Genomic DNA, 22864 nt, shown 5'->3' with positions numbered 1-22864 from the left:
AACCTTTATGATACAATTTCTAAATTTTTAGGGAGTTTCAAATTTGTGGAGAATTGATAAACGTATTTTAGCACAATTTGATTTCCTTTCTATTATTTTAATCATTCCTCTCGTTCTTACATCAAATTGGCTCATAAGCGAGGCTGTACCTGCCTTGGCTCAAAAACAGCTAGCTTATGTAGGAGTTGCGGCTTTAACTTTTTTAGCCATTTTTTTACTCCCGATTCGAAGAATGAACTGGCTTATTCCGTTTATTTACTGGACAAGCGTAGCACTGCTTTTTGCAGTTGAATTTTTTGGTCATGCCAGATTAGGCGCACAAAGATGGATAGATATCCCTTTTATAAACGCCACGATTCAACCCTCGGAATTTGTAAAACCGGCTCTTATTTTAATGCTTGCATACCTGATAAATAAAAGCCCTCCGCCAATGCAAGGTTATAGAATAAAAGAGTTTCTTAAAATCAGTTTTTATATACTCTTACCGTTTATTTTAATAGCAAAAGAGCCTGATTTAGGTACGGCGGTAGTTCTTCTTCTTATCGGTTTCGGGGTACTTTTTTTTATCGGTGTTTACTGGAAAATATGGGCAGTCATTATCGGTTCGGTTTTACTCTTTTCTCCGATAGCATATGAATTTTTACTCCACGATTATCAAAGAACAAGAATTCAAGATTTTATTAGCGAAAAACCCTCTTATCATGTTCAACAGTCAATAATTGCAATCGGTTCAGGCGGATTTACAGGCAAATCAAAAGAGGATGCGACACAAACACAAATGAGATTTCTTCCTATCGCCACGAGTGATTTTATTTTTGCTTTTCTTGTTGAGAGAACCGGATTTTTAGGAGCTTTTGGAATCATATTCGTATATATTATGCTTATTTTGCACCTTATGAGCTTAAGTATTTATAACGATGATTACTATATAAAAGTCGTAACTATTTCAATATCCTTTATGATTTTTATCTATATGGGCGTAAATGTCTCTATGACCATAGGATACGCCCCCGTCGTTGGAGTTCCGCTGCCCATGTTTAGTTACGGGGGAAGCAGTTTTATTAACTTTATGATTCTTTTTGCCATTATGCAAAACCTAATAACTTTTAGATATAAAGATATGTATGACGGACGAGGAACAAAAAGCTTTTTATAACCCCCTAAAGCTACTCGCATAAATGCGAGAGAAAGGCAGAAAATAATAGAAAATGCACAATAATTATAAAAAAGATTTTTAAGATTTAAAAAATGGATGTTTTATGGATTTAAAAAATGTAGTGGCGCGGTGGACGGGACTCGAACCCGCGACCCCCTGCGTGACAGGCAGGTATTCTAACCAACTGAACTACCACCGCGCATATAAAAGAAGTTGTTAATTGAAATATTTATCAAAAAACTTGTTTTTGATTTTAGATGTGCTAAGGTTTTGGCGAAGCATACTTTAAGTATGTGAGTCAAAAGCTTTGTGCATATAAAACAAAAATGGTGGGCATTACAAGACTCGAACTTGTGACATCTACCTTGTAAGGGTAGCGCTCTACCAACTGAGCTAAACGCCCATTTTTACATTTATAACACCAATTTATGGCGACCCCTAAAGGATTTGAACCTCTGTCCCTACCATGAAGTGATAGTGTCCTTGGCCACTAGACGAAAGGGTCACTTTCATTAAACAAAAGGTTTTGACAAAAAAATGGTGGGCATTACAAGACTCGAACTTGTGACATCTACCTTGTAAGGGTAGCGCTCTACCAACTGAGCTAAACGCCCATTTTTAAATCAACTAAAAGTGGCGCGGTGGACGGGACTCGAACCCGCGACCCCCTGCGTGACAGGCAGGTATTCTAACCAACTGAACTACCACCGCGCATATAAAAAACTGGTGTCCTGTGATGGATTCGAACCATCGGCCACCTCATTAAAAGTGAGATGCTCTACCGGCTGAGCTAACAAGACATACCCTCTATTTGTTTAGAGGACGAAATTATAGGCAAATAGGTTTTAATTGTCAAGACAAAATAGGACAAATTTATAAAAACATCTCTTTATCCATCAAAAGCAGCATTTTAACGGCAAAAAGTACACTTTGATGTTGAATATAATTTCTATCTCCGTTAAGATTTAAACGAATTTCCTTATGCTCATTCTTACTTCTTACCCCTATGTAAACAGTGCCTACCGGTTTATGTTCAGTTCCTCCGCCCTCGCCTGCAACTCCGCTGATAGATATGGCATAATCCGCACTGCTGACATTCATAGCGCCCTCGCTCATTTCTTGAACAACTTCACTGCTTACCGCACCGTACTTCTCAATCGTAGCAGCATTTACTCCAAGCCAATTCTCTTTTAGAGTATTTGAGTAAGTTACCAACGAACCCTCCAGTATTTTTGAAGAACCGTTATTTCTTGTAAAATAGTAAGTTAAAAGCCCACCTGTGCAGCTCTCTGCAAAAGCAATTTTTTTATTATATGTAGATAATCTGTCTATAATATAACTTACCACATTTGACGCTGCTATAATTTTTTTCGGCAATAGCTGCTTTGTAGATGTTATAAACTTAGATATGTTTCCATACTTTTTGCTTCTTATGTCAACTCTTAACCATCCATCGACAAGATTTACGATATCAAGTTTTACATCATACATTTGTGCAATCGGAGTAAGCATGGCAACTGCACTCTCTCTATCCTCTTCAAAAAGGTGCAGTGTAGCTTTAGAGTCTTCAAAACTTAGCAATATTTCAGGGAACATCTCCATCTCATCTACATGTAAAACATTTGTGATGGAATCTTTATACTCTAAAAGATAACTTCTATTCTCAAATACTGAGCTGTTTGATGGTATAAGCATATCATCTTTTAAGATTTGGTTATCACTTGTAACCGTACAGATTAGTTTTCCTATGGTAGAGAAGTGCTGTTTTGTAGTTACTATAATATGCTTGTTTGATAAATGAAGCTCTTTTTCTAAATATAAAAACAACGAATTGTCACTCTCTTTAAAGAAAGTTATAGAATCTATAAAATCGGTTTTTTGCTCAATTTTTCTTATTACATACTCTCTTAAAGGAGAGTTATATATAAATTTATTGCCAATCAATAAAAGATGAAGTTTCATATCCTAAATAGCCTTTAATAAAAATAATTTTTGCTTATTATAACACTATTTAAGGATTTTTAGATGTGCCCTTAAAGTAGCTTTTAAACCCTTAAGGGATATAATGCAAAAATTTTATACAATTTGGGATACATATGGATTACAAAGACACGCTGCTTTTACCTACTACAAAATTTGAAATGAGAGGCAATCTCATAAACAACGAACCTAAGCGATACTCTTCTTGGGATGAGAAAAAAATATATGAGAAGATGAAGAGTAATCGCAAAGGCGCGCCTAGTTTTACGCTTCATGACGGTCCTCCATACGCAAACGGTCACACGCACATCGGACATGCCTTAAATAAAATTTTAAAAGATATCATTATAAAACATAACTATTTTAGCGGTAAATCCGTCCGTTTTACTCCGGGCTGGGACTGCCACGGTCTGCCGATTGAACAACAAGTTGAGAAGAAACTCGGCGGAAAGCAGAAAAAAGAACTGCTTGAGACGGCAAAAATCAGAGAGCTTTGCCGTGCTCATGCAGCTGAATTTGTAGATATCCAAAGAGATGAGTTTAAAAAGCTGGGTATTGTAGCCGATTGGGAAAATCCTTATGTTACTATGGACTTTAACTTTGAAGCAAACATCTACCGTACGCTTTGCAATGTCGCTAAAAAGGGACTTCTAATCGAGAGAAGCAAACCCGTATTTTGGTCATGGGCTGAGAGAACCGCTCTTGCCGAAGCAGAAGTAGAGTATGAAAATAAAGAGTCACACTCTATTTTTGTAGCTTTTGAACTAAGCGATGATGCAAAATTAAAACTCGCTATAACGGATAGAGCGGCTCTTGTTATCTGGACAACGACACCTTGGACGATTCCTGCAAATACGGGAATATCCATCAATCCAAATGAAGAGTATGTGCTTACCACAACAGGATATATCGTTGCAAAAGAGCTTTTGGACTCTTTAAAAGAGCAAAATATTTTAAGCGGAGAGATCGTAAAGAGTTTTCACGCTAAAGAGTTTGAAAATCTTTTAGCCCTAAACCCGCTAAACGGCAGAACTTCCCGCATCGTTTTGGGAGAGCATGTTCTTATGGACAGCGGAACCGGATGTGTACATACGGCTCCTGGGCACGGTGAGGATGACTACCGTATCGGACTTGTTTATGATTTGGAAGTTATTATGCCGGTAGATGAAACAGGATGCTTTGATGAGAGCGTTGTAGGTTTAGGACTAATTCCAAACGGTGAGAACTTTGTCGGTCGCCACATCTTTAAATCTAACGATGAGTTAATCGAGATGATGGGTGAGAGCGTACTAAAAGTAAGTAAATTTACACACTCCTATCCACACTGTTGGAGAAGCCACACTCCTCTTATATTTAGAGCGACAAAACAGTGGTTTATCTCAGTTGACGGAACTCCAAAAGGTGAAGATAAAACACTAAGAGAGATAGCCCTTAGTGAAGTTGAAAAAACTCTCTTCTTTCCAGAGAGCGGTAAAAACAGACTTCGTTCTATGGTTGAAAACCGCCCTGACTGGTGTATCTCAAGACAAAGAGACTGGGGGGTTCCGATAGCATTTTTCAGAGTAAAAGCAACCGGCGAAGTTCTGCTTGATGAGAAAGTCTTAAATTTTGTCGCTATGATTTTTGAGATGCACGGAAGTGATGCGTGGTACTCAATGTCAACAGAAGAGCTTTTGTATCCAGGGTCTGGATATAAAGCCGATGAGCTTGAAAAAGTAACGGACATACTTGATGTGTGGTTTGACAGCGGTTCAACTTGGTATAGCGTTTTAAAATCTCGCAATTATGATGCAGGAGAGTATCAAGCAGACTTATATCTTGAAGGAAGCGATCAGCACCGCGGATGGTTTCAGTCTTCTATGTTTTTAAGTGCAGCAGTTGAACACAAAGCACCGTACAAAATGGTTCTTACTCACGGTTTCACGGTTGATGAAAAGGGTGAGAAAATGTCTAAGTCAAAGGGCAATGTCGTCGCACCTGATGCAGTTTTAAAAGAGTACGGCAGTGAAATTCTTCGTCTTTGGGTTGCGTCAAGCGACTATCAAGGAGATCTTAAAATCTCTCAAAACATTCTAAAACAGAGTGCCGAAAACTACCGTAAACTAAGAAACACTTTTAGAATTATGTTAGCAAATATAAACGACCTAAAAGCCATCACTCCTTACAATGAGATGGGTGAGCTTGACAAATGGATACTTAGCGAAGCAAAAACCGTATTTGACAATGTTTATAAATCATTTAGCAACTACAACTTCGTTAACGGTATGAGTATGTTAAACAACTTTATAGTAAACGAACTAAGCGGTATCTACATCGACATCACAAAAGACAGCCTCTACTGTGACGCGATAAACGACCAAAGAAGAAACTCAAGCCAGAGCGCAATGGCTATTATGACAAAATCGCTTCTGACTCTAATCGCTCCGATTTTGACATACACGGCAGATGAGATTGTAGAGCATCTCCCTACAATCATCAAAGGCGAGAGAGAAGATATTTTTGACTTTGTACATGAGAGCATAGAGTCGGTTGAGTCAACTTTTGATGCTGCGTATATGAACAGTGCAAGAGAGAAGTTTTTTGAAATAGTTGACGGACTTAAAAAAGAGAAAATTATAAAAAATACTTTAGAGCTTGTTATAATTACGGAGTCTGACAAAATAGCTAAAATGGATAAAACCGCCGCTGAAGATTGGTTTGTAGTTTCAGGCATATCTCATGCGGATGTAGTTGAAGAACTTGGAAAATTTGAGGTTGATGGAGACATTTTTGTAATCCAAAAAGCAACTGACGCAAAATGTCCAAGATGTTGGAAGTACCAATCAGCAGATGAAGAGTCAACTTGCCAGAGATGTTCAAAGGTATTAGATGCCTAATTTTGCCGAACCTGTATCTTTTACATTTATCGCAGTTACCGTAGCTGTGATATTTATCATCATTGCCGTTGGAATAGTTTCAGTAAAAGCAGTAAAAAAACAAAAGGAAATCTAGTGATTACATTAAAAGAAGCATTAAAATTATCAAAAGATGAATTAGCAAACTTTAAAAATGAGTTAAAAGCAAAAATAGAAGCAAACGCGGATTTAAACGCTTATATAGATGTTAACAATATGGGTGAGGGTGTGCCTATCGCTATAAAAGATAATATTCAGGTAAAAGATTGGTCGGTAACATCTGCTTCAAACATACTTCAAGGCTATATAGCTCCCTACAATGCTACTGTTATAGAAAAAATGTTAGCTAGCGGACTCAGCCCGTTTGGCAGAACAAATATGGACGAATTTGCTATGGGAAGTACGACTGAGTCAAGCTTTTACGGCAAAACTCTAAATCCCCACAACAAAGATTGCGTTCCGGGTGGAAGTTCAGGCGGAAGTGCGGCGGCAGTTGCGGCTGGTCTTGCCATTGCTGCACTTGGGAGCGACACGGGCGGAAGTATCCGTCAGCCCGCTTCTTTTTGCGGAATTGTCGGAATGAAACCGACTTACGGTAGAGTTAGCCGTTACGGTTTGGGAGCTTACGCTTCATCACTTGACCAAATTGGACCGATGACGCAAACCGTAGAAGATGCGGCAATTTTGTATGACATTATCAGCGGACACGACCACAAAGATTCAACAAGTGCTGCCAGAGATGACAAGGTAAGCGACAAACTAGACGCTTCAAGAAAACTCAAAATTGCCGTACTTCCAAAGCATATAGAAAATGCAAGCGAAGACGTAAAAAAAGCTTACGAACTGGCAGTAGATGCGCTAAAGAGTGCCGGACATGAGATAGTAGAAGCTGAGTTAATGGACGCAAAGTATGATATCTCGGCTTACTACATAACGGCAACTGCCGAAGCTACGACAAACTTGGCAAGATATGACGGCATACGCTATGGAAACAGAGTTACGGGTAAAGACCTAAACGACACTTTCATTCAAACAAGAAGTCAAGGTTTCGGTGATGAAGTAAAACGCCGTATTTTACTTGGAAATTTTGTACTCTCAAGCGGATACTATGAAGCTTACTATGTAAAAGCGCAAAAAACTAGACACATCATTAAAGACCAATACTCAAAAATATTTGAAAATGTAGACTTGATACTATCTCCAGTTGCACCGACAACCGCAAACAAATTTGGAGAACTATCAACTCCGATGGAGATGTACTTAAGCGACCTCTACACCATCAGCGTAAACCTTGCCGGACTTCCTGCTATCTCTGTACCTGTTTCAAAAAGCTCTGAAGGTATGCCGATAGGACTTCAGTTAATAGCAAATGCGTACGAAGAGCAGACACTTTTTGACGGAGCGCTTAGTTTGGAGAGAGCTATCAATTATCAAAAATAGACGGATACTATAAAAAAGGTCAACTATGCAAAAAAGTTTCAAAGTACTCAATGTAAAATGCGGCGGATGTGCAAATACCATCAAAGAGTCTTTAAAAGATGAATTTGGCGAGGTTGCTGTTAATTTGATGCAAGAGCCTAGAGTTATCATACTTGAGATAAAAGACGAAGAAGCAGAGGTCAGTTTTCGCAAAAAAATAAGATCTCTCGGCTATCCCGTTGAAGACGAAGAGTTAGGAACATTTACAAAGAGCGGACTTAAAGCCAAAAGCTTCATCTCATGCGCTATCGGAAAAATAAATGAAAATTAAAAATTCGGCTTAATAATGTACTCATAAGTTGAAAAAAGTATCTCTATTACGATTAAGCAGATGATAATCCACTCCAAAAATTCACTCGACTTTTGGTTTACTCTATCCGTTATAAACTCTACAGACTCTTTTAAAAACGATATTTTATACTCTATGACTTCAAATCTTGACTTTAGTTCAAGTTGAAGTGCAAGTTGATTGTAAAGCGACTCAAGTTCTATATCATCCCAAACGATGTCAGGCTTATCTAACAAATAGAGCTGACTAAGTATCTCAAATCTCTCTTTTGCTATACTACCGGCAAAACTCATAAGATTTTTTCTATCGTTTGCTTTGATATTTTCTATCTTTTCGTATAGTTTTTTGCTCTCTTGCATCTTATTTTCAAGTGATTTTTCTCTTATCTCAAGTCCGACGCTTTGAGAGAGTGCAAGAGAAATTATGGAGGCTACGGATTTGTTAAATTTATTGTACTTTATGGTGTGAGTATCTATAAGCGGTTTTTCGTAAAGAGCATCTATAATCATAGGGTAGTCTTGATTTACAAGTGCGGTTTGATAGTGTGGCGCCTCTTTGATTTTAAGTCTCTGTAAAAACGACTTTATCTCATCATGACTGAAATTGCAAAATGTGATAACTCCAAAGGAAGTGGTAAATATAAACTTATCATTTGCAATCTCTCCTACTAGCGACTTTTCTATTGTTGTTAAAATAAGCCCCGGAAACTCTTTTTCCAAATCATTTTTAGTTATGATTATCGGTATTTCTATGGATACAAACAGTACTCTTGATTCCATTTTACAGCCCTAATTAATATCAATTTTTGCTCTATTATACACTTTTTCTATTTCGATTTTATTACTTAATCTCTTAAAGAAAGCTCTATTAAAAATTGCTTTACCTCTTTTTAACCACAAAAAGGCTATAATCCAAAGAATTTATAACTTTTACCCTTAAAAGGATTATCATGAAAATTCGTAAACGCGCCCTAACATTTGAAGATGTTCTGCTTGTACCTCAATACTCTGAAGTATTGCCTAAAGAGGTCTCTCTTGAGAGTAAATTAACACGTAATATTTCACTAAAAATCCCTATGGTCTCTGCTGCAATGGATACGGTTACGGAGTATCAAGCCGCTATTGCTATGGCAAGACTTGGAGGAGTCGGGATTATCCATAAAAACATGGATATCGAAACTCAATGCAAACAAGTTAAAAAAGTTAAAAAAAGCGAAAGCGGTATAATCATAGATCCTATTTATGTCTACCCTGAAGCTACATTGGCTGACGCAAGCGAGCTTATGAATGAGTTTAAAATCTCAGGTGTTCCCGTAATAGATTCACACAATAAACTTTTAGGAATTCTTACAAATCGCGACATGAGATTTCAAAAAGATATGAATAAACGCGCGGATGAAGTTATGACAAAGATGCCTCTCATCACTGCAAAAAGCGGGATTTCGTTAGACGAAGCAGCAGACATTATGCACAAAAACAAGATTGAAAAACTTCCTATTATAGATGATGAAGGATTTTTAAAAGGTCTTGTAACGATAAAAGATATCAAAAAACGTATAGAGTATCCAAACTCAAACAAAGATGATTTCGGCAGACTTATAGTAGGTGCGGCTATCGGTGTCGGGCAACTAGACCGAGCAAAAGCTTTGGTTGATGCAGGCTGTGATGTTTTGGTTCTTGACTCTGCGCACGGTCACTCAAAAGGAATTATAGATACGATTAAAGAGATTAAAAAAACTTTAACGGTAGATGTAATTGCAGGAAATATAGCAACGGCTGAAGCAGCTCTAGCACTTATTGAAGCCGGTGCGGACGGCGTAAAAGTAGGAATCGGACCGGGTTCTATTTGTACGACACGCATCGTTGCCGGTGTCGGCGTGCCTCAAATATCTGCTATTGCCGAGTGTGCTGATGCTGCACGCAAACATGGCGTTCCTGTTATAGCAGACGGCGGGATTAAATACTCTGGCGATATAGCAAAAGCTTTAGCAGTAGGGGCAAGCTGTATTATGGCAGGTTCACTTTTAGCAGGGACTGAAGAATCACCGGGTGAGACTATAATGTTTCAAGGCCGCCAGTACAAATCATACCGCGGTATGGGAAGTATCGGTGCTATGCAAAAAGGGTCAAACGATAGATATTTCCAAGAAGGAACGGCGGCAGATAAGCTTGTACCTGAGGGAATTGAGGGTCGTGTGCCTTTTAGAGGAAGCATAGCCGGCATAGTACATCAAATGATGGGCGGACTTCGTTCATCTATGGGTTACTGCGGAAGCAAAGATATACCTACATTTTGGGATAAAGCAGAGTTTGTCGAGATAACGAGTGCGGGACTAAAAGAGAGTCATGTTCACGATGTTATCATAACGCAAGAAGCACCAAACTACCACATATAAATTAGATTACCGCGCTTCGCTCGTAATGACAAGCGCGGTAATCTCAATAACCGTCATTGCGAGGAGCTAAGCGACGAAGCAATCTATAGTTTGTTCGCAAAGTTAAATTATTTTACCAATCTCTTCCGCGAGAGCGGTCATGTTCATAATATCGTTCACGATTACGGTCGTAGTCACGATAATAGTCGCGGTCATGATCATGCTCATATTTATATTTCTTTTTATGTTTCTTTTTGTAATATCCCTTATGTTTTCCCTGATCATAATGTACATTAGGATCATCACCTCTATCTCGCACAATAATTCTTTCTCTTTCGATGACTCTTCCACGATCATCTCTTCTTGGCGTTCTTTCGCTTGCAATAGCCGCTCCAACGACACCGCCGGCGCCTGCACCTATAATTGCACCTTCTCTTCCGCCGACGGCAGAACCTACCGCCGAACCTGCTGCAGCACCGAGTGCACCGCCTAACACCGCATTCCCGTCAATATCACCTGCATGTATAATGCTGCTTGCCATCAAAGCGGCTACAAATAAACGAATAGGTTTCATAATTTCTCCTCCGATCTTATTTTTAAAATTGTACCATACAAATAGAATCTGTATATTATTGATTTTCATTATAAAAATTATTGACTTTTATTATAGAAAATAGTAAAATTTATAAAAATTATAACTATTAATAATAAGAGGCTGATATGGAAATTGCGGAAGAAAAAAGCAGACTTAAATTTTTTCCTATTATGATGTATGCGGTTGTTATGGGTTTGAGCGGGCTTACGATTACATATCAAAAAGCCGCTATTTGGCTTAATTTTCCCTCCATAATAGGCGAAGTACTTATGTATGTTACTACGATTGTCTTTATCGTTGTTTCATCCGTTTACATAAGAAAGTTTTCAAAGTACAAAACGGCGGTTAAGAATGAGTTTTTACATCCCGTGAGAATCAACTTTTTTGCCGCCGTATCTATATCTATGCTAATGCTCTCTATCATTTACAAAGAAAATTTTACATTTGTAAGTGCAATATTTTGGTATCTTGGAACTGCCCTGCACTTCTACTTAACAATGCACACTATCTCTTTTTGGATAAATCAAAATCAACAGCTAGACCACTCAAATCCGGCGTGGTTTATACCCATAGTTGGCAATGTTTTAGTGCCCATCGGCGGTGTAGGCTTTGCAAATTTGGGTCTGCTTATGTACTTTTTTAGCGTCGGAATGTTTTTTTGGATAATTTTATTCGCTATTATTTTAAATAGAATTATATTTCATAACCAAATAGCTGTTAAATTTATGCCTACTTTTTTTATACTGATTGCCCCTCCGGCTGTCGGTTTTATAGCATATTTTAAAATGTTTGGAGTAATTGACACTTTTGCTCTTATGCTTTTTAATTTAGCCCTGTTTTTTACGATTTTAGTTGCATTTATGTACAAAAATTTTATAAAAATAAAGTTTTTTATATCTTGGTGGGCATTTGTGTTTCCTGTTGCGGCAATGGCGATTAGCGCTATGCTTATGTATAACCAGAGTAAAGAGATGTCTTTGCTAATTTTTTCATATATAATGGTGGCGGTAGTAACTATTATAGTATCTATCGTAACTTATCAAACGATAGTGCATATAAGAAAAAAAGAGATTTGTATTGGGGAATAGAGTTAATTTTATTATATAAAGGAAAAAAATGAAAAAAATAATTTTTATGGATAGATACCCGATTTACAGCCTAGAGCTGTTAAAAGATGAGATGAGAGTCTCAAGTATGGATGAAGTAGCTGCATACTTTAAAGATAAAATTGAGAAACATCCCGTAGCAAAGTTTATAGCTCTTTTTGACCATTACGCACATACAAAAGCGTTAAACGGCGAGATTGCGGATGGGATACTGGATGCTAGAAATATAATTTTTTGCTTTGGACCTTCAATTCCAAATACGAAAGTTTTAGCCGTTCGACCTAGAAGCATCGGTATTTGTGAATTTGAAGATAAGTTTGTGATAGAGTTTATGGAAGCTCCAAGAGAGGAGATTCATCAAATCATGCAAGAGTGGGCAAAAGGTCTAACAAAATAATTTTAGTTATCTTTTGATAAAATATTACTAAAAAAGGCAACAAAAGATGGATTTACAAACGATAGCACTTCATGCAGGCTACACAAAAGATTCGCAAGGGACAATGGTTGTACCTATTTATCAAACAACGGCTTATGAATTTCGCGATGTACAGCATGCCGCAGATCTCTTCTCGCTTAAAGAGTTGGGAAATATCTACACTCGTCTTAATAATCCGACTACGGATGTTTTTGAAAAAAGATTTGCAATGCTTGAGGGCGGTGAGGCTGCGCTTGCAACTTCAAGCGGAATGAGCGCTATCTTTTTTGCTATCGTAAATGCTGCCGAAGCGGGTGACAATATAGTTTGTGCAAAACAGCTCTACGGCGGAAGCTTGACTCTAAACACTCACACACTTAAGAGATTTGGCATTGAGGCAAGATACTTTGATGTTCATGACATGGCATCACTTGAAGCTCTCATAGACGATAAAACAAAAGTTATCTTTTTTGAATCCCTTACAAATCCAAGCATTGATGTAGCAGACATTGAGACAATTACTAAAATCGCCGACAAATACGGCATCCTTACAGTAGTAGACAACACTGTTGCAACTCCTATTTTGTGTCGTCCGTTTGAGCATGGAGCCGATATCACAGTTCATAGCGCAAGCAAATACACGACAGGTCAAGGTCTTGCAATCGGAGGAATTTTAGTCGAGAGAAAAGGTTTGGTTGAAAAGCTTCGCGCAAATCCACGCTATGAGCATTTCAACAAACCCGATGCATCTTATCACGGACTTATATATGTCGATACAAACCTACCGCCCTACACTCTTAGAGCAAGACTATCACTTGCTAGAGATTTGGGTGCCGTTTTATCTCCGTTTAATTCATGGCTATTTATCCAAGGGATGGAAACTCTCTCTCTTCGTATGCGTGAACACTCCAAAAACGCACTCGCACTTGCAGAGTTTTTAGAAGCTCATCCAAAAGTTAAAAAAGTAAACTATCCCGGATTAAAGAGCAACGCAAACTATAAAAATGCTCAAAAATATTTTGATGGCGGTGCGTGCAGCGGACTTCTTAGCTTTGAAGTTGCAACTTTGGCAGAGGCGACAAAAATAGTAAATGCTGCAAAGCTCTACTCTTTGGTAGTCAATATAGGCGACTCCAAGTCTATCATCACTCATCCGGCTTCAACTACACATCAGCAATTAAGCGATGAAGAGCTAAAAGCTTGCGGCGTACCGTCAGGTCTTATTCGCATCTCATGCGGATTAGAGAGTATTAGAGATTTAATAGCCGATATGAAACAAGCGTTGGAGGCATAAAATGAAAAATAAACTTCTTATAGTATGGTCAAGCGCCGATGAAGAGGTAGCAAAAAAACTTATACTTTTATACGGTTCGGTGATGCTTCCTCGTGGTTACTGGGATGAGGCTACTATCATGATTTGGGGACCATCGGCTAAGCTTTTAGCCGAAAATGAAGAGCTTCAAGAGAGAGTAAAAACAGTTATGCAAACAGGTGTGAAGTTTAATGTTTGCGTTGTTTGCAGCGATGATTACGGTGTGTCGGAGCAATTAAGCGCACTTGGAGTTGAACTAACTCATACGGGAGAGATGCTTACAAATGCTCTTCAAAGCGATTATAAAGTGATTACATTTTAAAATACTTGTAGTTAGAAACAAATATATTGGATAAAAAATGAGATATTTTTTAGTTTTTTTACTGCCTTTTAGTCTCTTATTTGGTGAGACGGTACTAAACTGCGTCGGTGCCACTACTATACAGCCTATTATTGAACAAGTTGCTCAAAAATACAAAGAAGAGAGCGGTATAAAACTAAACATATCCGGCGGCGGTAGCCAAAATGCGGTTGACTCTCTTCTATCTGGTAAGATAGAAATCGGTATGGTCAGCAGAGATTTAACCCCGCAAGAAAAAAACCTTCTCTCCCATGTAACAATCGGCTATGACACTTTAGCCTTTCTAGTAAACAGCGACAATCCTCTTCAAAATATATCAAAAAAAGATTTAATAGAGATTTACACTGGAGAAGTCAAAAACTGGAAAAAATTTAACGGCAAAAATGAGAAAATTCATCTGCTTTCAAAAAGGCTAGACCGCGGAACGCTAGCTGTTTTTGAAAAATATACCGGTCTTTTTCACCCTCAAAATCCAAAAAACAGCGACAAGTCAAAGATGATAGATGCCTCGGCGTGGGAAGCCGGAGCAAATAACGACATGATGGTTTGGGTCGGCGGAATTCCAAATAGCATCGGCTACATATCTGCGGGGTCTGCTAATGCTATTGTGGAACACGGTCTGCCTATAAAAATTTTAGCACTTGAAAATGTCAAGCCGTCCAAAGAGAATATCAAAAATCAAAGCTATCCGATAAGAAGAGAACTAAACTTGGTTTTTTTAAAGACAAATAAAGAAGCGGAGAAATTTGTCTATTGGATGCTTGAAGAGTACGGACAAAACAGTGTTGAAGAAAATCTTTTTATAAGAGTACGATGATGAAAATATCTCTAAGTAAAAAAATCGTAATCTCAAATCTATTTGTCTTAATTATCTCTTTTATCGCTATGTTTATAACTTATGATTTTATACATGAGGGAAACAGAGATATTTTACTGCATAGAAATTATGTAAATCAGTTTGACAAAGAGATAGTTTTGGTTGCGTCAAACCTCTATAGAAGCGCTCATATCGGGAATGATGACTACTTGGCGGAGGCGGCAATCTCATCAAAAAAAGCTCTATACACTCTTAATCTTTTAAATACTCACGGTTTTGCGACAGAGGAGCTAAAAGAGATTTATATAGATTTTTTTAAAAATGCCGTCATCGCCACATCAATTTCACTTGAAAAAAGAACAGCCGAAGCAAAAGAGACCGATGCAGTCTCGCTACAAAAATATATGCTGCTGCAACAAAAAATAAAAGAGCTGCTCTCTACCGTAGAAAAACATGAAAATGAGTTAGAAAGAGAAGTTATATTTATCCTTTTTGTCTTTAGCGTTATTTTTATTTTTCTCATTTTAGGAAATATTGTCTATATCATAAAATCTTATAAACAATTTCAAGAAACAGAGTCAAAAATAGCACAAAAAGAGCGTGAATCCATTATGCAGCGAGCCACTATGATAGACGCTATAGGTGATGGAGTTTACGGCGTCGACAAAGACGGAATGTGCACTTTTGTAAATCAAAGTGCTATTGATTTACTCGGTTTTACAAAAGAGGAAATTTTAAGCACACATCAACATGACCTTTTTCATCATCATAAACCGGATAACTCACTCTACTCACATAAAGAGTGCCCTATCTATCTAATCATGCAAGATAGACAAATTAAAGAGATTGAAGACTATTTTATAAGAAAAGACGGCTCATTTTTTGCTGTCAATTTAACGGTATCCCCGACAAACGACGGAGGAGCTATAGTCGTATTTAGGGATATTACAGAGAAAAAAATGGTACTAAACGCTCTTGAGGAGGAGAGAAAACTCTTCTCAAGCGGTCCTGTTATGACCGTAGAGTGGGATCCGTCGCAAAATTGGCCTATAAAATATATATCGTCAAACTGTTTAAATATTCTGGGTTATTCAAGGGGTGAGATGCAAAGTGACTCATTTTTATATGCAGATCTTATTCATCCTGAGGATATAGAGAGAATCTCTAAAGAAGTTACTTATTATATAGAAAACAAAATAGACAACTTTGAGCAATCTTATAGATTAAGATTAAAAGACGGTAGTTATAGATGGTTTTATGACTTTTCACACCTCATGAGAGATGAAAAAAACAATCTAACCTCTATACGAGGCTATATGTTTGACCAAACAGGACTAAAAGAGGCAGAGATTGCTATCAAAGAGGCAAAAGAGAAAGCCGAACTTGCCAACAAGACAAAGAGCCAATTTTTAGCAAATATGAGCCATGAGATAAGAACTCCGATGAATGCCATTATAGGTTTAAGTGAACTGCTCTTTGATACAAAACTTGACGATAAACAAAAAAATCTCCTCCTTAAGGTAAACAGCTCTTCAAAGATGCTTCTAGGAATCATAAACGATATACTTGATTATTCTAAGATAGAAGCGGGAAAACTTGAATTGGAACACAAAAGTTTTAAAATAGAAGATGTTATGGAGCAGCTTAAATTTATGTTTTTAGAGAGTGCTAGAAAAAAATCTCTTAATACGCATTGTGAATTAAAAGATAATGCGCCCTCCGTAATTATAGGCGATAAACTTAGAATTACTCAAGTTCTCTCCAACCTCATAAGCAATGCGATAAAATTCACCCATAGCGGAGGCGTATCACTTGATATTGAGCTAAAAGAGAAGCTTAATGAAAAAAAAGCAATTATCTCCTTTATCGTAAAGGATAGCGGAATAGGTATCAGCGAAGAACAGCTAAAAAAACTATTTACTCCATTTACTCAAGCTGATACATCAACCACAAGAAAATATGGCGGAACTGGACTTGGGCTTACTATATCTAAAAGAATTATAGAAGCAATGGGTGGCGTATTAAGAGCGCAGAGCCAAGTGGGCGTAGGAACGACATTTAGTTTTGAACTGGAATTTGAAGTAGCATCTTGGGATAGAGCTGCTTTTAATATAACTATACCACAAGAGAGAGAAAAACTTCCAAATTTTAACGGCATAAAAGTACTACTCGTTGAAGACAATCAAATAAATCAAGAAGTTGCATCAATGATGTTAAACCGTGTATCCATAGAGGTAGATATGGCAAATAACGGGCAAGAGGCGGTTGAGAAGTACTTTGCAAATCCTTCTCACTATAACCTGATTCTTATGGATCTGCAGATGCCGATTATGAGCGGCTATGAAGCGACAAAAATCATTAGAGAGAGTGATAAAGAGATACCTATCATAGCGCTTACGGCGGCGGCTATGATAGAGGATAAACAAAAAGCTATGGACGCAGGTATGAATGACCATTTAGGAAAACCCATAGATATGAACGAGCTTTATAAAACGGTTGCAAAATTTTGCCAAGTTGATTTTACAATCCAATATACACCATCAACACTAAAAACGGTAGACGGTATTCTTGATATGGAGTATTTGGAGAAAATTTTCAGCTCAAAAGAGTTAATAAATAAACTTTTAAAAAATTTCTCGCAAGAAATCGGAAGTAAATTTAAAGATATAACAACGCTTATATCGGACAATAACGACACCGCTCCTTCTCTTGTTCATACGCTTAAAGGCTTAAGCGGTAACCTAAGAGCAAATCTGCTCTATGAGATTTGTCAAAATATAGATACAAAATACAAATTAAAGCAAGAGATAACCAAGAGCGACATAGAAAAATTAAAAGTTGCGCTAGAGAATACGCAAGAGAAACTTAAAGAGGTTGTTTTGGATGAAGAGAGCGATACTTTATTTGAGAAGCTAAATGATGAGGAACTAAAAAAACTCTTTTACGATACAAAAGAGACAATTTCAAAATCCGATATACTAGAATCTAAAAAAATAGATTCTCTTTTTAAAAACTTAACCGCAATTGTAGATACAAGCGAGTTGGCAGAGTGGAAGAAAGAGATAGAAGAGTTGGAGTATGATAAAGCATTGGAGATTATGAGCGGATGGAAGTTATAAAAAACAACAAATAGTTAGAGGTGTCCTTAAGCCATTTTCGCTAAAATTGCAATACTATTTTTAAAAAAGAGTCTAAAAGTTGTCACTGAACCTAAAAACATATACCGAGCATTTTACAAACCCGCTCTATTTAGAAAGCGGGCGTATTTTAGAGCCTTATGATATAACTTATGAGACATACGGCGAGCTTAACGATGAGAAGAGTAATGTCATCGTCATCTGCCACGCACTCACAGGCTCTCATCACTGCGCTGGAATATATGAAAATGACAAAAAAGCCGGTTGGTGGGATAGTTTTATCGGTTCAGGCAAAGCGGTGGACACGGACAAATATTTTGTAATCTGTACAAATGTAATAGGCAGCTGTTTTGGTTCAACGGGTCCTATGAGCCCGCAATATCCGCATCACAATCCTTATCGCTACAAATTTCCCGTCATTACCGTAAAAGATATGGTAAAAGCTCAAAAAATTCTTTTTGACAAACTCGGCATACATAATGTATATGCGATTATCGGCGGTTCAATGGGCGGTATGCAAGCACTTCAGTTTGCCATTTCATACCCGAATTTTGCATCAAAAATAATCTCTATGGCAACGACTCATGCAACACAGCCTTGGGCAATCGCTTTTAATAAAATATCGCAAGAAGCAATCCTAAAAGACCCGGATTTTAAAGAGGGCTATTATGAGAGTGAAACAATTAAACAAAACGGGCTCTCAGGTATGGCAGTAGGTCGAATGGCGGGATATATAAGCTTTTTATCACCCGAGTCAATGCAGAGCAAGTTTGGCAGAGAGTACAAAAATACGGACGGACTTTATGAGCTATTCGGCAAGTTTCAAGTGGAGCTGTTTTTGGAGTATAACGGTTACAACTTTACAAAATGGTTTGACCCGCTCTCTTATCTCTACATTACAAAAGCTATAAATATTTATGATTTATCACGCGGATTTGATTCACTAAGCGAGGCTCTGCAAAAAGTAAGCAGCGAGTTGCACCTAATGAGCTTTAGCAATGATTTACTCTTTAAAAATATTGAAATGAAAGAGATAAGCGATACGCTTACTAAAATCGGTAACAAAAATCATACATACATCGATATAGACAGCGATTACGGACATGACGCTTTTTTGGTTGAAGTTGATAAATTTGAGAATTATGTGAAGGATATTTTAAATGGCTAAAAAAACTGAGAGTTTTACTGAAAAAGCCGAAGGCTTTGAATCAAAACTGGAAAGTGCAAAAAAAGTTTTAGAAACCCTGATGAATCCGGAAATCACGCTAAATGAGAGTGTAAAAGCATATGAGACGGGAATGAGCGAACTTAGCAAAGCGCAAAAGATACTAGAAGATGCACAGATAAAAATTACAGAGATAAAAGGCAAATAATGAGAGCGGCCGTACTTCAACTCAGCTCACAGGGAATGAGTTCGACAAAACTCTACAACTATATCAGAATTGCAAACAAACAGGGTGTAAAAGTTTTGCTTTTAGGAGAGTATACGCTAAATCCATTTTTTAAAGAGCTGCAAACCCTCTCTGCGAGTATGATACAAGAGCAGGCAGATCATCAGATAAAAGTTTTAAAAGAGTTGGCAAATAGCTACAAAATGACAATTGTAGCACCTCTTGTAATTGTAAAAAAAGGCAAAATTTATAAAACTATCGCAAAATTTTCTCCTACTTCTTGCTCTTACTATCAACAGCAGCTTCTTATAAATTATCCGCACTGGAACGAAGAGAAATTTTTTGCAAATGAACAAAAAGCAATCGAAGCGCCTCTAATGTTCAAAGTAGACGGTTTTAAATTTGCTATTATGAGCGGATTTGAACTCCATTTTGACGAGATGTTTACTCAAATATCTGCTAAGAGCGTTGATTGTATTTTAGTTCCGAGCGTATCGACTTTTGATTCATATGAGAGATGGAAAGCGCTTATACTCTCCCGTGCATTTACCCACAACTGCTATATTTTAAGAGCAAACAGAATCGGTGAATATGCAGATAAAGAGTGCAGCTGGAGTTTTTACGGAGATTCACTCTTAGCCTCTCCAAACGGTGAACTCTTGGAACATCTCGGCAATAAAGAGGAACTTATGATTGTAGATATGAGCCACTCAGATATCATACGAGCAAGAAAATCTTGGGGTTTTAAAGAGATGATACATAAAAGAACCTTGCAATGATAAACTACTTTCATCGTCAAATACAGCTTTGGGGAGAAGAGACTCAAAACCTGCTTCAAAACAAAAAAATAGCCATAATAGGTGCAGGCGGACTTGGCAGTTCACTTGCCTTTGCTCTTGGAGCCAGCGGTATAGGCGAAATTCATCTGATTGATTTTGATGAAGTTTCAACCCACAATATCCACCGACAAATCGCTTTTAAAGTGGGAGACGAGGGCAAAAACAAAGCTACTTTAAATGCACTGCTGATTGAGCAGAGATGCCCTTTTGTAAAAGCAGTCTCTCACGAGTGTGATTTTGAGGAGTTTGCTAAAAAAAATATAACCGTTGATTTGATTATAGATGCGACCGATAACCTCCCTACCCGCGCAGAGATAGATGAATACTGCAAAAGTAAAAATCTGCCTTGGATATATGGAAGCGTAGAGGCGTTTCACGGTCAGGTCTGTTTTTTTGAACACTCATCGTTTAAAGATGCATTTAAAATCATTCTGCAAACCCCTGCAGGAATTGCTGCTCCGATTGTTATGCATATTGCCTCTCTTCAAGCAAATTTGGCACTTAGATATTTGACAGGTTTAAGTGTTAAAAAAAATCAACTTTACTATCTTTTTTTCAATAATGAGGGAGAGTTGGTTACTCAAAAATTCTCTTTGCCGACAACTTAACATTTACGCACTTTTATAAAAAAGTGCGTAATATAAATCAAGCTTTTTATACGGATTGTTTCCGCATATAATTTTTATTATTACTAGTTTTTGGATAATCAAATCTGCTTCTACACTCATTTTTACCGATAAATATTTTATCACTTGTATCGGCGATAAGCTCTTTTGCCATCTTATCAATGCCATAGGATACATCATATGTTTCATTGGCTATTGTCGTATTGCCAAGAACAGTCTCGCTTATTGCCGCAATCGTTTGGCTCATATATGAAATGTTATGGTTTTGCTTAGACATCGCATCGCCTATCTCGTCTATTGATTGTGTCAGTAGATTTGCGCTTGCATTTATCTCCCCTAAACTCTTCTGAGTTCGTTCTGCAAGTTTCCTTACTTCATCCGCAACAACGGCAAATCCTCTTCCATGCTCGCCTGCTCTTGCAGCTTCTATGGCAGCATTGAGCGCTAAAAGATTTGTCTGTTCTGCTATGTCACTTATAATTCCTATGACTGCTTTAATCTCTGAAGATTGTACAACCACTTCTTGTGTTTTTTGTGAAATAGAATCAATTGAAATGCTTACTTCTTGCATTGCAGCGGATGTCTCTTCTAGGGAGTGTGCCGAATCTATGGAGCTTTTATGAAGTTTGTCAACATGAGAGAGTAAAAGATCCGAACTCTCATCCAAAGTAAGACCGTTGGTAGTCGTCTCAAAAAGCATATGTGTTATGGCATCTCCAAGCGTATTAACACCCGTTGCCAGTTTTAATATATGCTCTTTTAATCCATTCTCATCGACTTTACCCATATAGTTATAACTAGAATACTCTTCTAAAATTATAAGCACATTGCTTATATTTTTTTCAAGATTGGAAGCCATATTATTAAGTACGGTTTTTAATTGCATTAAAGCAGGATTTGAAACATTTAACTCAAGTCTTTGACATAAATCACCTTGCTCAAATTCACCTAAAACAGCTATGGTTTCATCTATTAATCTTCTATCTTCTTCAACCCCTCTTTGCGTCTTTTCAATATTTAGATTAATCAGTTTTGCCATATCTCCAAATTCATCACGAGAATCTATTTTTATAAGATTTGCTTGTGATGATTCTCTGCTTAAATAGGCAAAAAATGAGAGCAATCCCTCTTTAAAGCCGTTTATTTTGTGGACAATATCATTCATAACAGTAATAAAAAGGAGTGAGAGCAGAACAATAATCACTAAAATATAAAGAGCTGCATGCATTACATTTTTATAAAATTGTACTTCAATATCATCTATATAGACACCGCTTCCTATTACAAATCCCCACTCGCTAAATTTTTTAACATACGAAAGCTTAGGGTAAGTTTCTGTAGTTACTCCTCCGTTTGCAAGCGGTTTTGTCCAATTGTATGTTACAAAACCTGAATTAGATTTATTTGTGACTTCAACAAAAGATTGAAAAAGATTTTTCTTACCGTCAGTTGCTATTATATCGTTGTTATTAATTCCATATTGAAGATGTGTAGCACAGTTAAACTTGTCGGCATCTAAGACTTTCCCATCAAGAGCCGGAGCAGTCGGGTGCATTATCATTTTTGGATAAGGCAGCGTATCATCATTTATCCAAATATAATCGGTGCCGTTGTATCTTAGTTTTTTTATAGCATTGATAGCATTTTGCTTTGCTGTTGTTTCATCAATAAGACCTGATTTAAAAGCTTTGTATTCTGCATCGACTAAACTATAACTAAGTTCAACCACATTTGCCAGCTTTGCCTTTTTTTCATCAAGCATGGTCTCTTTTTCATTAAAAAGAAGCAAAGCACTCAAAACCAACACCGATATTAATGTTGATATTGCTATAAGTGCCAGCTTTTTTTGTACATTCAGATTATTTACCATTAAACTTTCCCTTAAAAATTATAGTTAGCGATAAATCTATATTCATCCCAACTTGTAGTTGCACCTGCTGCATTTACATTGAAGTCGTTTGCATAGTTTGCACGAAGACGAAGCTGTAAGTTTTTAACTATGCTTGGATTGTAGATAATGTCAAAACCGCTCTCGCTTGCATTATCGTATGTGTAACCGTTATACTTTGCCATATCAAATTTTGCATAGTAGA

20 protein-coding genes, 6 tRNA genes and 2 pseudogenes are annotated in these 22864 nt (G+C 37.3%); 16 read left to right on the top strand and 12 right to left on the bottom strand.

What is annotated here, in order from left to right; all coding sequences use genetic code 11:
- Positions 1-43 precede the first annotated feature (43 nt).
- On the top strand, positions 44-1156 hold the full coding sequence (locus PHQ93_RS01970) for an FtsW/RodA/SpoVE family cell cycle protein (RefSeq protein WP_299940179.1): 1113 nt from the start codon (positions 44-46) through the stop codon (positions 1154-1156).
- Between the two features lie 122 nt (positions 1157-1278).
- Here the strand turns inward: PHQ93_RS01970 and PHQ93_RS01965 are convergent.
- The 7 genes from PHQ93_RS01965 to PHQ93_RS01935 form a co-directional block, all read right to left on the bottom strand.
- Positions 1279-1355, bottom strand: a tRNA-Asp gene (locus PHQ93_RS01965).
- 128 nt (positions 1356-1483) lie between these two features.
- Positions 1484-1559 (bottom strand) — tRNA-Val (locus tag PHQ93_RS01960).
- 26 nt (positions 1560-1585) lie between these two features.
- Positions 1586-1661: transfer RNA gene (locus tag PHQ93_RS01955), tRNA-Glu, on the bottom strand.
- A gap of 33 nt (positions 1662-1694) precedes the next feature.
- Positions 1695-1770 (bottom strand) — tRNA-Val (locus tag PHQ93_RS01950).
- Between the two features lie 20 nt (positions 1771-1790).
- Positions 1791-1867, bottom strand: a tRNA-Asp gene (locus tag PHQ93_RS01945).
- 13 nt (positions 1868-1880) lie between these two features.
- Positions 1881-1956 (bottom strand) — tRNA-Lys (locus PHQ93_RS01940).
- 73 nt (positions 1957-2029) lie between these two features.
- The gene (locus tag PHQ93_RS01935) at positions 2030-3118 is read right to left on the bottom strand and encodes a CinA family protein (protein WP_299940177.1); all 1089 of its coding nucleotides are present in this window, start codon (positions 3116-3118) and stop codon (positions 2030-2032) included.
- 134 nt (positions 3119-3252) lie between these two features.
- Between PHQ93_RS01935 and ileS the strand changes: the two genes are divergently transcribed.
- Genes ileS through PHQ93_RS01915 form a run of 4 tightly spaced genes read left to right on the top strand, consistent with a single transcriptional unit; the run spans position 3253 to position 7780 of the window.
- Positions 3253-6012, top strand: coding sequence for an isoleucine--tRNA ligase (gene ileS, locus PHQ93_RS01930; protein WP_299940174.1), 2760 nt, complete (start codon positions 3253-3255; stop codon positions 6010-6012).
- Positions 6005-6127: a hypothetical protein gene (locus PHQ93_RS01925; protein ID WP_299940171.1), complete on the top strand. Its 123-nt coding sequence runs from the start codon at positions 6005-6007 to the stop codon at positions 6125-6127. Before ileS ends, PHQ93_RS01925 begins: the two co-directional genes overlap by 8 nt.
- Positions 6127-7470, top strand: coding sequence for an Asp-tRNA(Asn)/Glu-tRNA(Gln) amidotransferase subunit GatA (gene gatA / locus PHQ93_RS01920; protein WP_299940168.1), 1344 nt, complete (start codon positions 6127-6129; stop codon positions 7468-7470). Before PHQ93_RS01925 ends, gatA begins: the two co-directional genes overlap by 1 nt.
- Positions 7471-7495: 25 nt before the next feature.
- The gene (locus tag PHQ93_RS01915) at positions 7496-7780 is read left to right on the top strand and encodes a heavy-metal-associated domain-containing protein (RefSeq protein WP_299940165.1); all 285 of its coding nucleotides are present in this window, start codon (positions 7496-7498) and stop codon (positions 7778-7780) included.
- On the opposite strand, the gene PHQ93_RS01910 is transcribed toward PHQ93_RS01915, so the two are convergent.
- Complete coding sequence (locus PHQ93_RS01910; protein ID WP_299940163.1) at positions 7777-8577, bottom strand: RMD1 family protein; 801 nt, start codon at positions 8575-8577, stop codon at positions 7777-7779. The genes PHQ93_RS01915 and PHQ93_RS01910 overlap by 4 nt on opposite strands.
- Before the next feature lie 170 nt (positions 8578-8747).
- On the opposite strand from PHQ93_RS01910, the gene guaB reads away from it, so the two are divergent.
- Positions 8748-10193 (top strand): IMP dehydrogenase, encoded by a 1446-nt coding sequence (gene guaB / locus PHQ93_RS01905; protein WP_299940160.1) that lies wholly within the window; start codon positions 8748-8750, stop codon positions 10191-10193.
- 112 nt (positions 10194-10305) lie between these two features.
- Here the strand turns inward: guaB and PHQ93_RS01900 are convergent, their stop codons facing one another.
- Positions 10306-10746 (bottom strand): glycine zipper domain-containing protein, encoded by a 441-nt coding sequence (locus tag PHQ93_RS01900; protein WP_299940157.1) that lies wholly within the window; start codon positions 10744-10746, stop codon positions 10306-10308.
- A gap of 146 nt (positions 10747-10892) precedes the next feature.
- Between PHQ93_RS01900 and PHQ93_RS01895 the strand changes: the two genes are divergently transcribed.
- From PHQ93_RS01895 to PHQ93_RS01850, 10 genes are all read left to right on the top strand, one after another.
- Complete coding sequence (locus PHQ93_RS01895; protein ID WP_299940154.1) at positions 10893-11855, top strand: SLAC1 anion channel family protein; 963 nt, start codon at positions 10893-10895, stop codon at positions 11853-11855.
- A 28-nt stretch (positions 11856-11883) separates the two neighbouring features.
- A complete protein-coding gene (locus PHQ93_RS01890) occupies positions 11884-12270 on the top strand; it encodes a DUF6858 family protein (RefSeq protein WP_299940152.1) in 387 nt (128 codons plus the stop codon).
- Between the two features lie 46 nt (positions 12271-12316).
- Positions 12317-13582, top strand: a complete 1266-nt coding sequence (locus tag PHQ93_RS01885; RefSeq protein ID WP_299940150.1) for an O-acetylhomoserine aminocarboxypropyltransferase/cysteine synthase family protein — start codon at positions 12317-12319, stop codon at positions 13580-13582.
- Between the two features lies 1 nt (position 13583).
- Entirely contained in the window at positions 13584-13922 is a 339-nt protein-coding gene (locus tag PHQ93_RS01880) for a DsrE family protein (protein WP_299940147.1), read from the top strand.
- 37 nt (positions 13923-13959) lie between these two features.
- Complete coding sequence (locus PHQ93_RS01875) at positions 13960-14778, top strand: substrate-binding domain-containing protein (RefSeq protein WP_299940144.1); 819 nt, start codon at positions 13960-13962, stop codon at positions 14776-14778.
- Positions 14778-17897: an ATP-binding protein gene (locus PHQ93_RS01870; RefSeq protein WP_299940142.1), complete on the top strand. Its 3120-nt coding sequence runs from the start codon at positions 14778-14780 to the stop codon at positions 17895-17897. The genes PHQ93_RS01875 and PHQ93_RS01870 overlap by 1 nt, the downstream gene beginning before the upstream one ends.
- A 79-nt stretch (positions 17898-17976) precedes the next feature.
- The gene (locus tag PHQ93_RS01865; protein WP_299940140.1) at positions 17977-19083 is read left to right on the top strand and encodes a homoserine O-acetyltransferase; all 1107 of its coding nucleotides are present in this window, start codon (positions 17977-17979) and stop codon (positions 19081-19083) included.
- On the top strand, positions 19076-19288 hold the full coding sequence (gene xseB, locus PHQ93_RS01860; RefSeq protein WP_299940138.1) for an exodeoxyribonuclease VII small subunit: 213 nt from the start codon (positions 19076-19078) through the stop codon (positions 19286-19288). The genes PHQ93_RS01865 and xseB overlap by 8 nt, the downstream gene beginning before the upstream one ends.
- A complete protein-coding gene (locus tag PHQ93_RS01855; RefSeq protein WP_299940136.1) occupies positions 19288-20085 on the top strand; it encodes a carbon-nitrogen hydrolase family protein in 798 nt (265 codons plus the stop codon). The genes xseB and PHQ93_RS01855 overlap by 1 nt, the downstream gene beginning before the upstream one ends.
- A complete protein-coding gene (locus tag PHQ93_RS01850; RefSeq protein WP_299940133.1) occupies positions 20082-20753 on the top strand; it encodes a ThiF family adenylyltransferase in 672 nt (223 codons plus the stop codon). Before PHQ93_RS01855 ends, PHQ93_RS01850 begins: the two co-directional genes overlap by 4 nt.
- Positions 20754-20799: 46 nt before the next feature.
- On the opposite strand, the gene PHQ93_RS01845 is transcribed toward PHQ93_RS01850, so the two are convergent.
- From PHQ93_RS01845 to PHQ93_RS01835, 3 genes and pseudogenes are all read right to left on the bottom strand, one after another.
- Positions 20800-21342 carry a methyl-accepting chemotaxis protein gene (locus PHQ93_RS01845; RefSeq protein WP_299940818.1) on the bottom strand — a complete coding sequence of 181 codons (543 nt, stop codon included), beginning with the start codon at positions 21340-21342 and terminating at the stop codon, positions 20800-20802.
- A 663-nt stretch (positions 21343-22005) separates the two neighbouring features.
- A pseudogene (locus tag PHQ93_RS01840) lies at positions 22006-22533 on the bottom strand (cache domain-containing protein); the annotation flags it as partial.
- A gap of 119 nt (positions 22534-22652) precedes the next feature.
- Positions 22653-22864, bottom strand: a pseudogene (locus PHQ93_RS01835) (porin); the annotation flags it as partial.

The sequence above is a fragment of the Sulfurimonas sp. genome (assembly GCF_028714975.1).
Classification (GTDB): Bacteria; Campylobacterota; Campylobacteria; order Campylobacterales; family Sulfurimonadaceae; genus Sulfurimonas.
The sequence above is the reverse complement of the archived record's forward strand: the minus strand, read 5'-3'. Positions and strand labels throughout refer to the sequence as shown.

What these genes read in the sequence shown, in the direction of transcription:
- PHQ93_RS01935 (WP_299940177.1), bottom strand. Translation starts at nt 3,118, where the DNA reads ATGAAACTTCATCTTTTATTGATTGGCAATAAATTTATATATAACTCT.
- ileS (WP_299940174.1), top strand. Translation starts at nt 3,253, where the DNA reads ATGGATTACAAAGACACGCTGCTTTTACCTACTACAAAATTTGAAATG.
- PHQ93_RS01925 (WP_299940171.1), top strand. Translation starts at nt 6,005, where the DNA reads ATGCCTAATTTTGCCGAACCTGTATCTTTTACATTTATCGCAGTTACC.
- PHQ93_RS01915 (WP_299940165.1), top strand. Translation starts at nt 7,496, where the DNA reads ATGCAAAAAAGTTTCAAAGTACTCAATGTAAAATGCGGCGGATGTGCA.
- PHQ93_RS01910 (WP_299940163.1), bottom strand. Translation starts at nt 8,577, where the DNA reads ATGGAATCAAGAGTACTGTTTGTATCCATAGAAATACCGATAATCATA.
- guaB (WP_299940160.1), top strand. Translation starts at nt 8,748, where the DNA reads ATGAAAATTCGTAAACGCGCCCTAACATTTGAAGATGTTCTGCTTGTA.
- PHQ93_RS01900 (WP_299940157.1), bottom strand. Translation starts at nt 10,746, where the DNA reads ATGAAACCTATTCGTTTATTTGTAGCCGCTTTGATGGCAAGCAGCATT.
- PHQ93_RS01895 (WP_299940154.1), top strand. Translation starts at nt 10,893, where the DNA reads ATGGAAATTGCGGAAGAAAAAAGCAGACTTAAATTTTTTCCTATTATG.
- PHQ93_RS01890 (WP_299940152.1), top strand. Translation starts at nt 11,884, where the DNA reads ATGAAAAAAATAATTTTTATGGATAGATACCCGATTTACAGCCTAGAG.
- PHQ93_RS01885 (WP_299940150.1), top strand. Translation starts at nt 12,317, where the DNA reads ATGGATTTACAAACGATAGCACTTCATGCAGGCTACACAAAAGATTCG.
- PHQ93_RS01880 (WP_299940147.1), top strand. Translation starts at nt 13,584, where the DNA reads ATGAAAAATAAACTTCTTATAGTATGGTCAAGCGCCGATGAAGAGGTA.
- PHQ93_RS01875 (WP_299940144.1), top strand. Translation starts at nt 13,960, where the DNA reads ATGAGATATTTTTTAGTTTTTTTACTGCCTTTTAGTCTCTTATTTGGT.
- PHQ93_RS01870 (WP_299940142.1), top strand. Translation starts at nt 14,778, where the DNA reads ATGAAAATATCTCTAAGTAAAAAAATCGTAATCTCAAATCTATTTGTC.
- xseB (WP_299940138.1), top strand. Translation starts at nt 19,076, where the DNA reads ATGGCTAAAAAAACTGAGAGTTTTACTGAAAAAGCCGAAGGCTTTGAA.
- PHQ93_RS01855 (WP_299940136.1), top strand. Translation starts at nt 19,288, where the DNA reads ATGAGAGCGGCCGTACTTCAACTCAGCTCACAGGGAATGAGTTCGACA.
- PHQ93_RS01850 (WP_299940133.1), top strand. Translation starts at nt 20,082, where the DNA reads ATGATAAACTACTTTCATCGTCAAATACAGCTTTGGGGAGAAGAGACT.
- PHQ93_RS01845 (WP_299940818.1), bottom strand. Translation starts at nt 21,342, where the DNA reads ATGCAAGAAGTAAGCATTTCAATTGATTCTATTTCACAAAAAACACAA.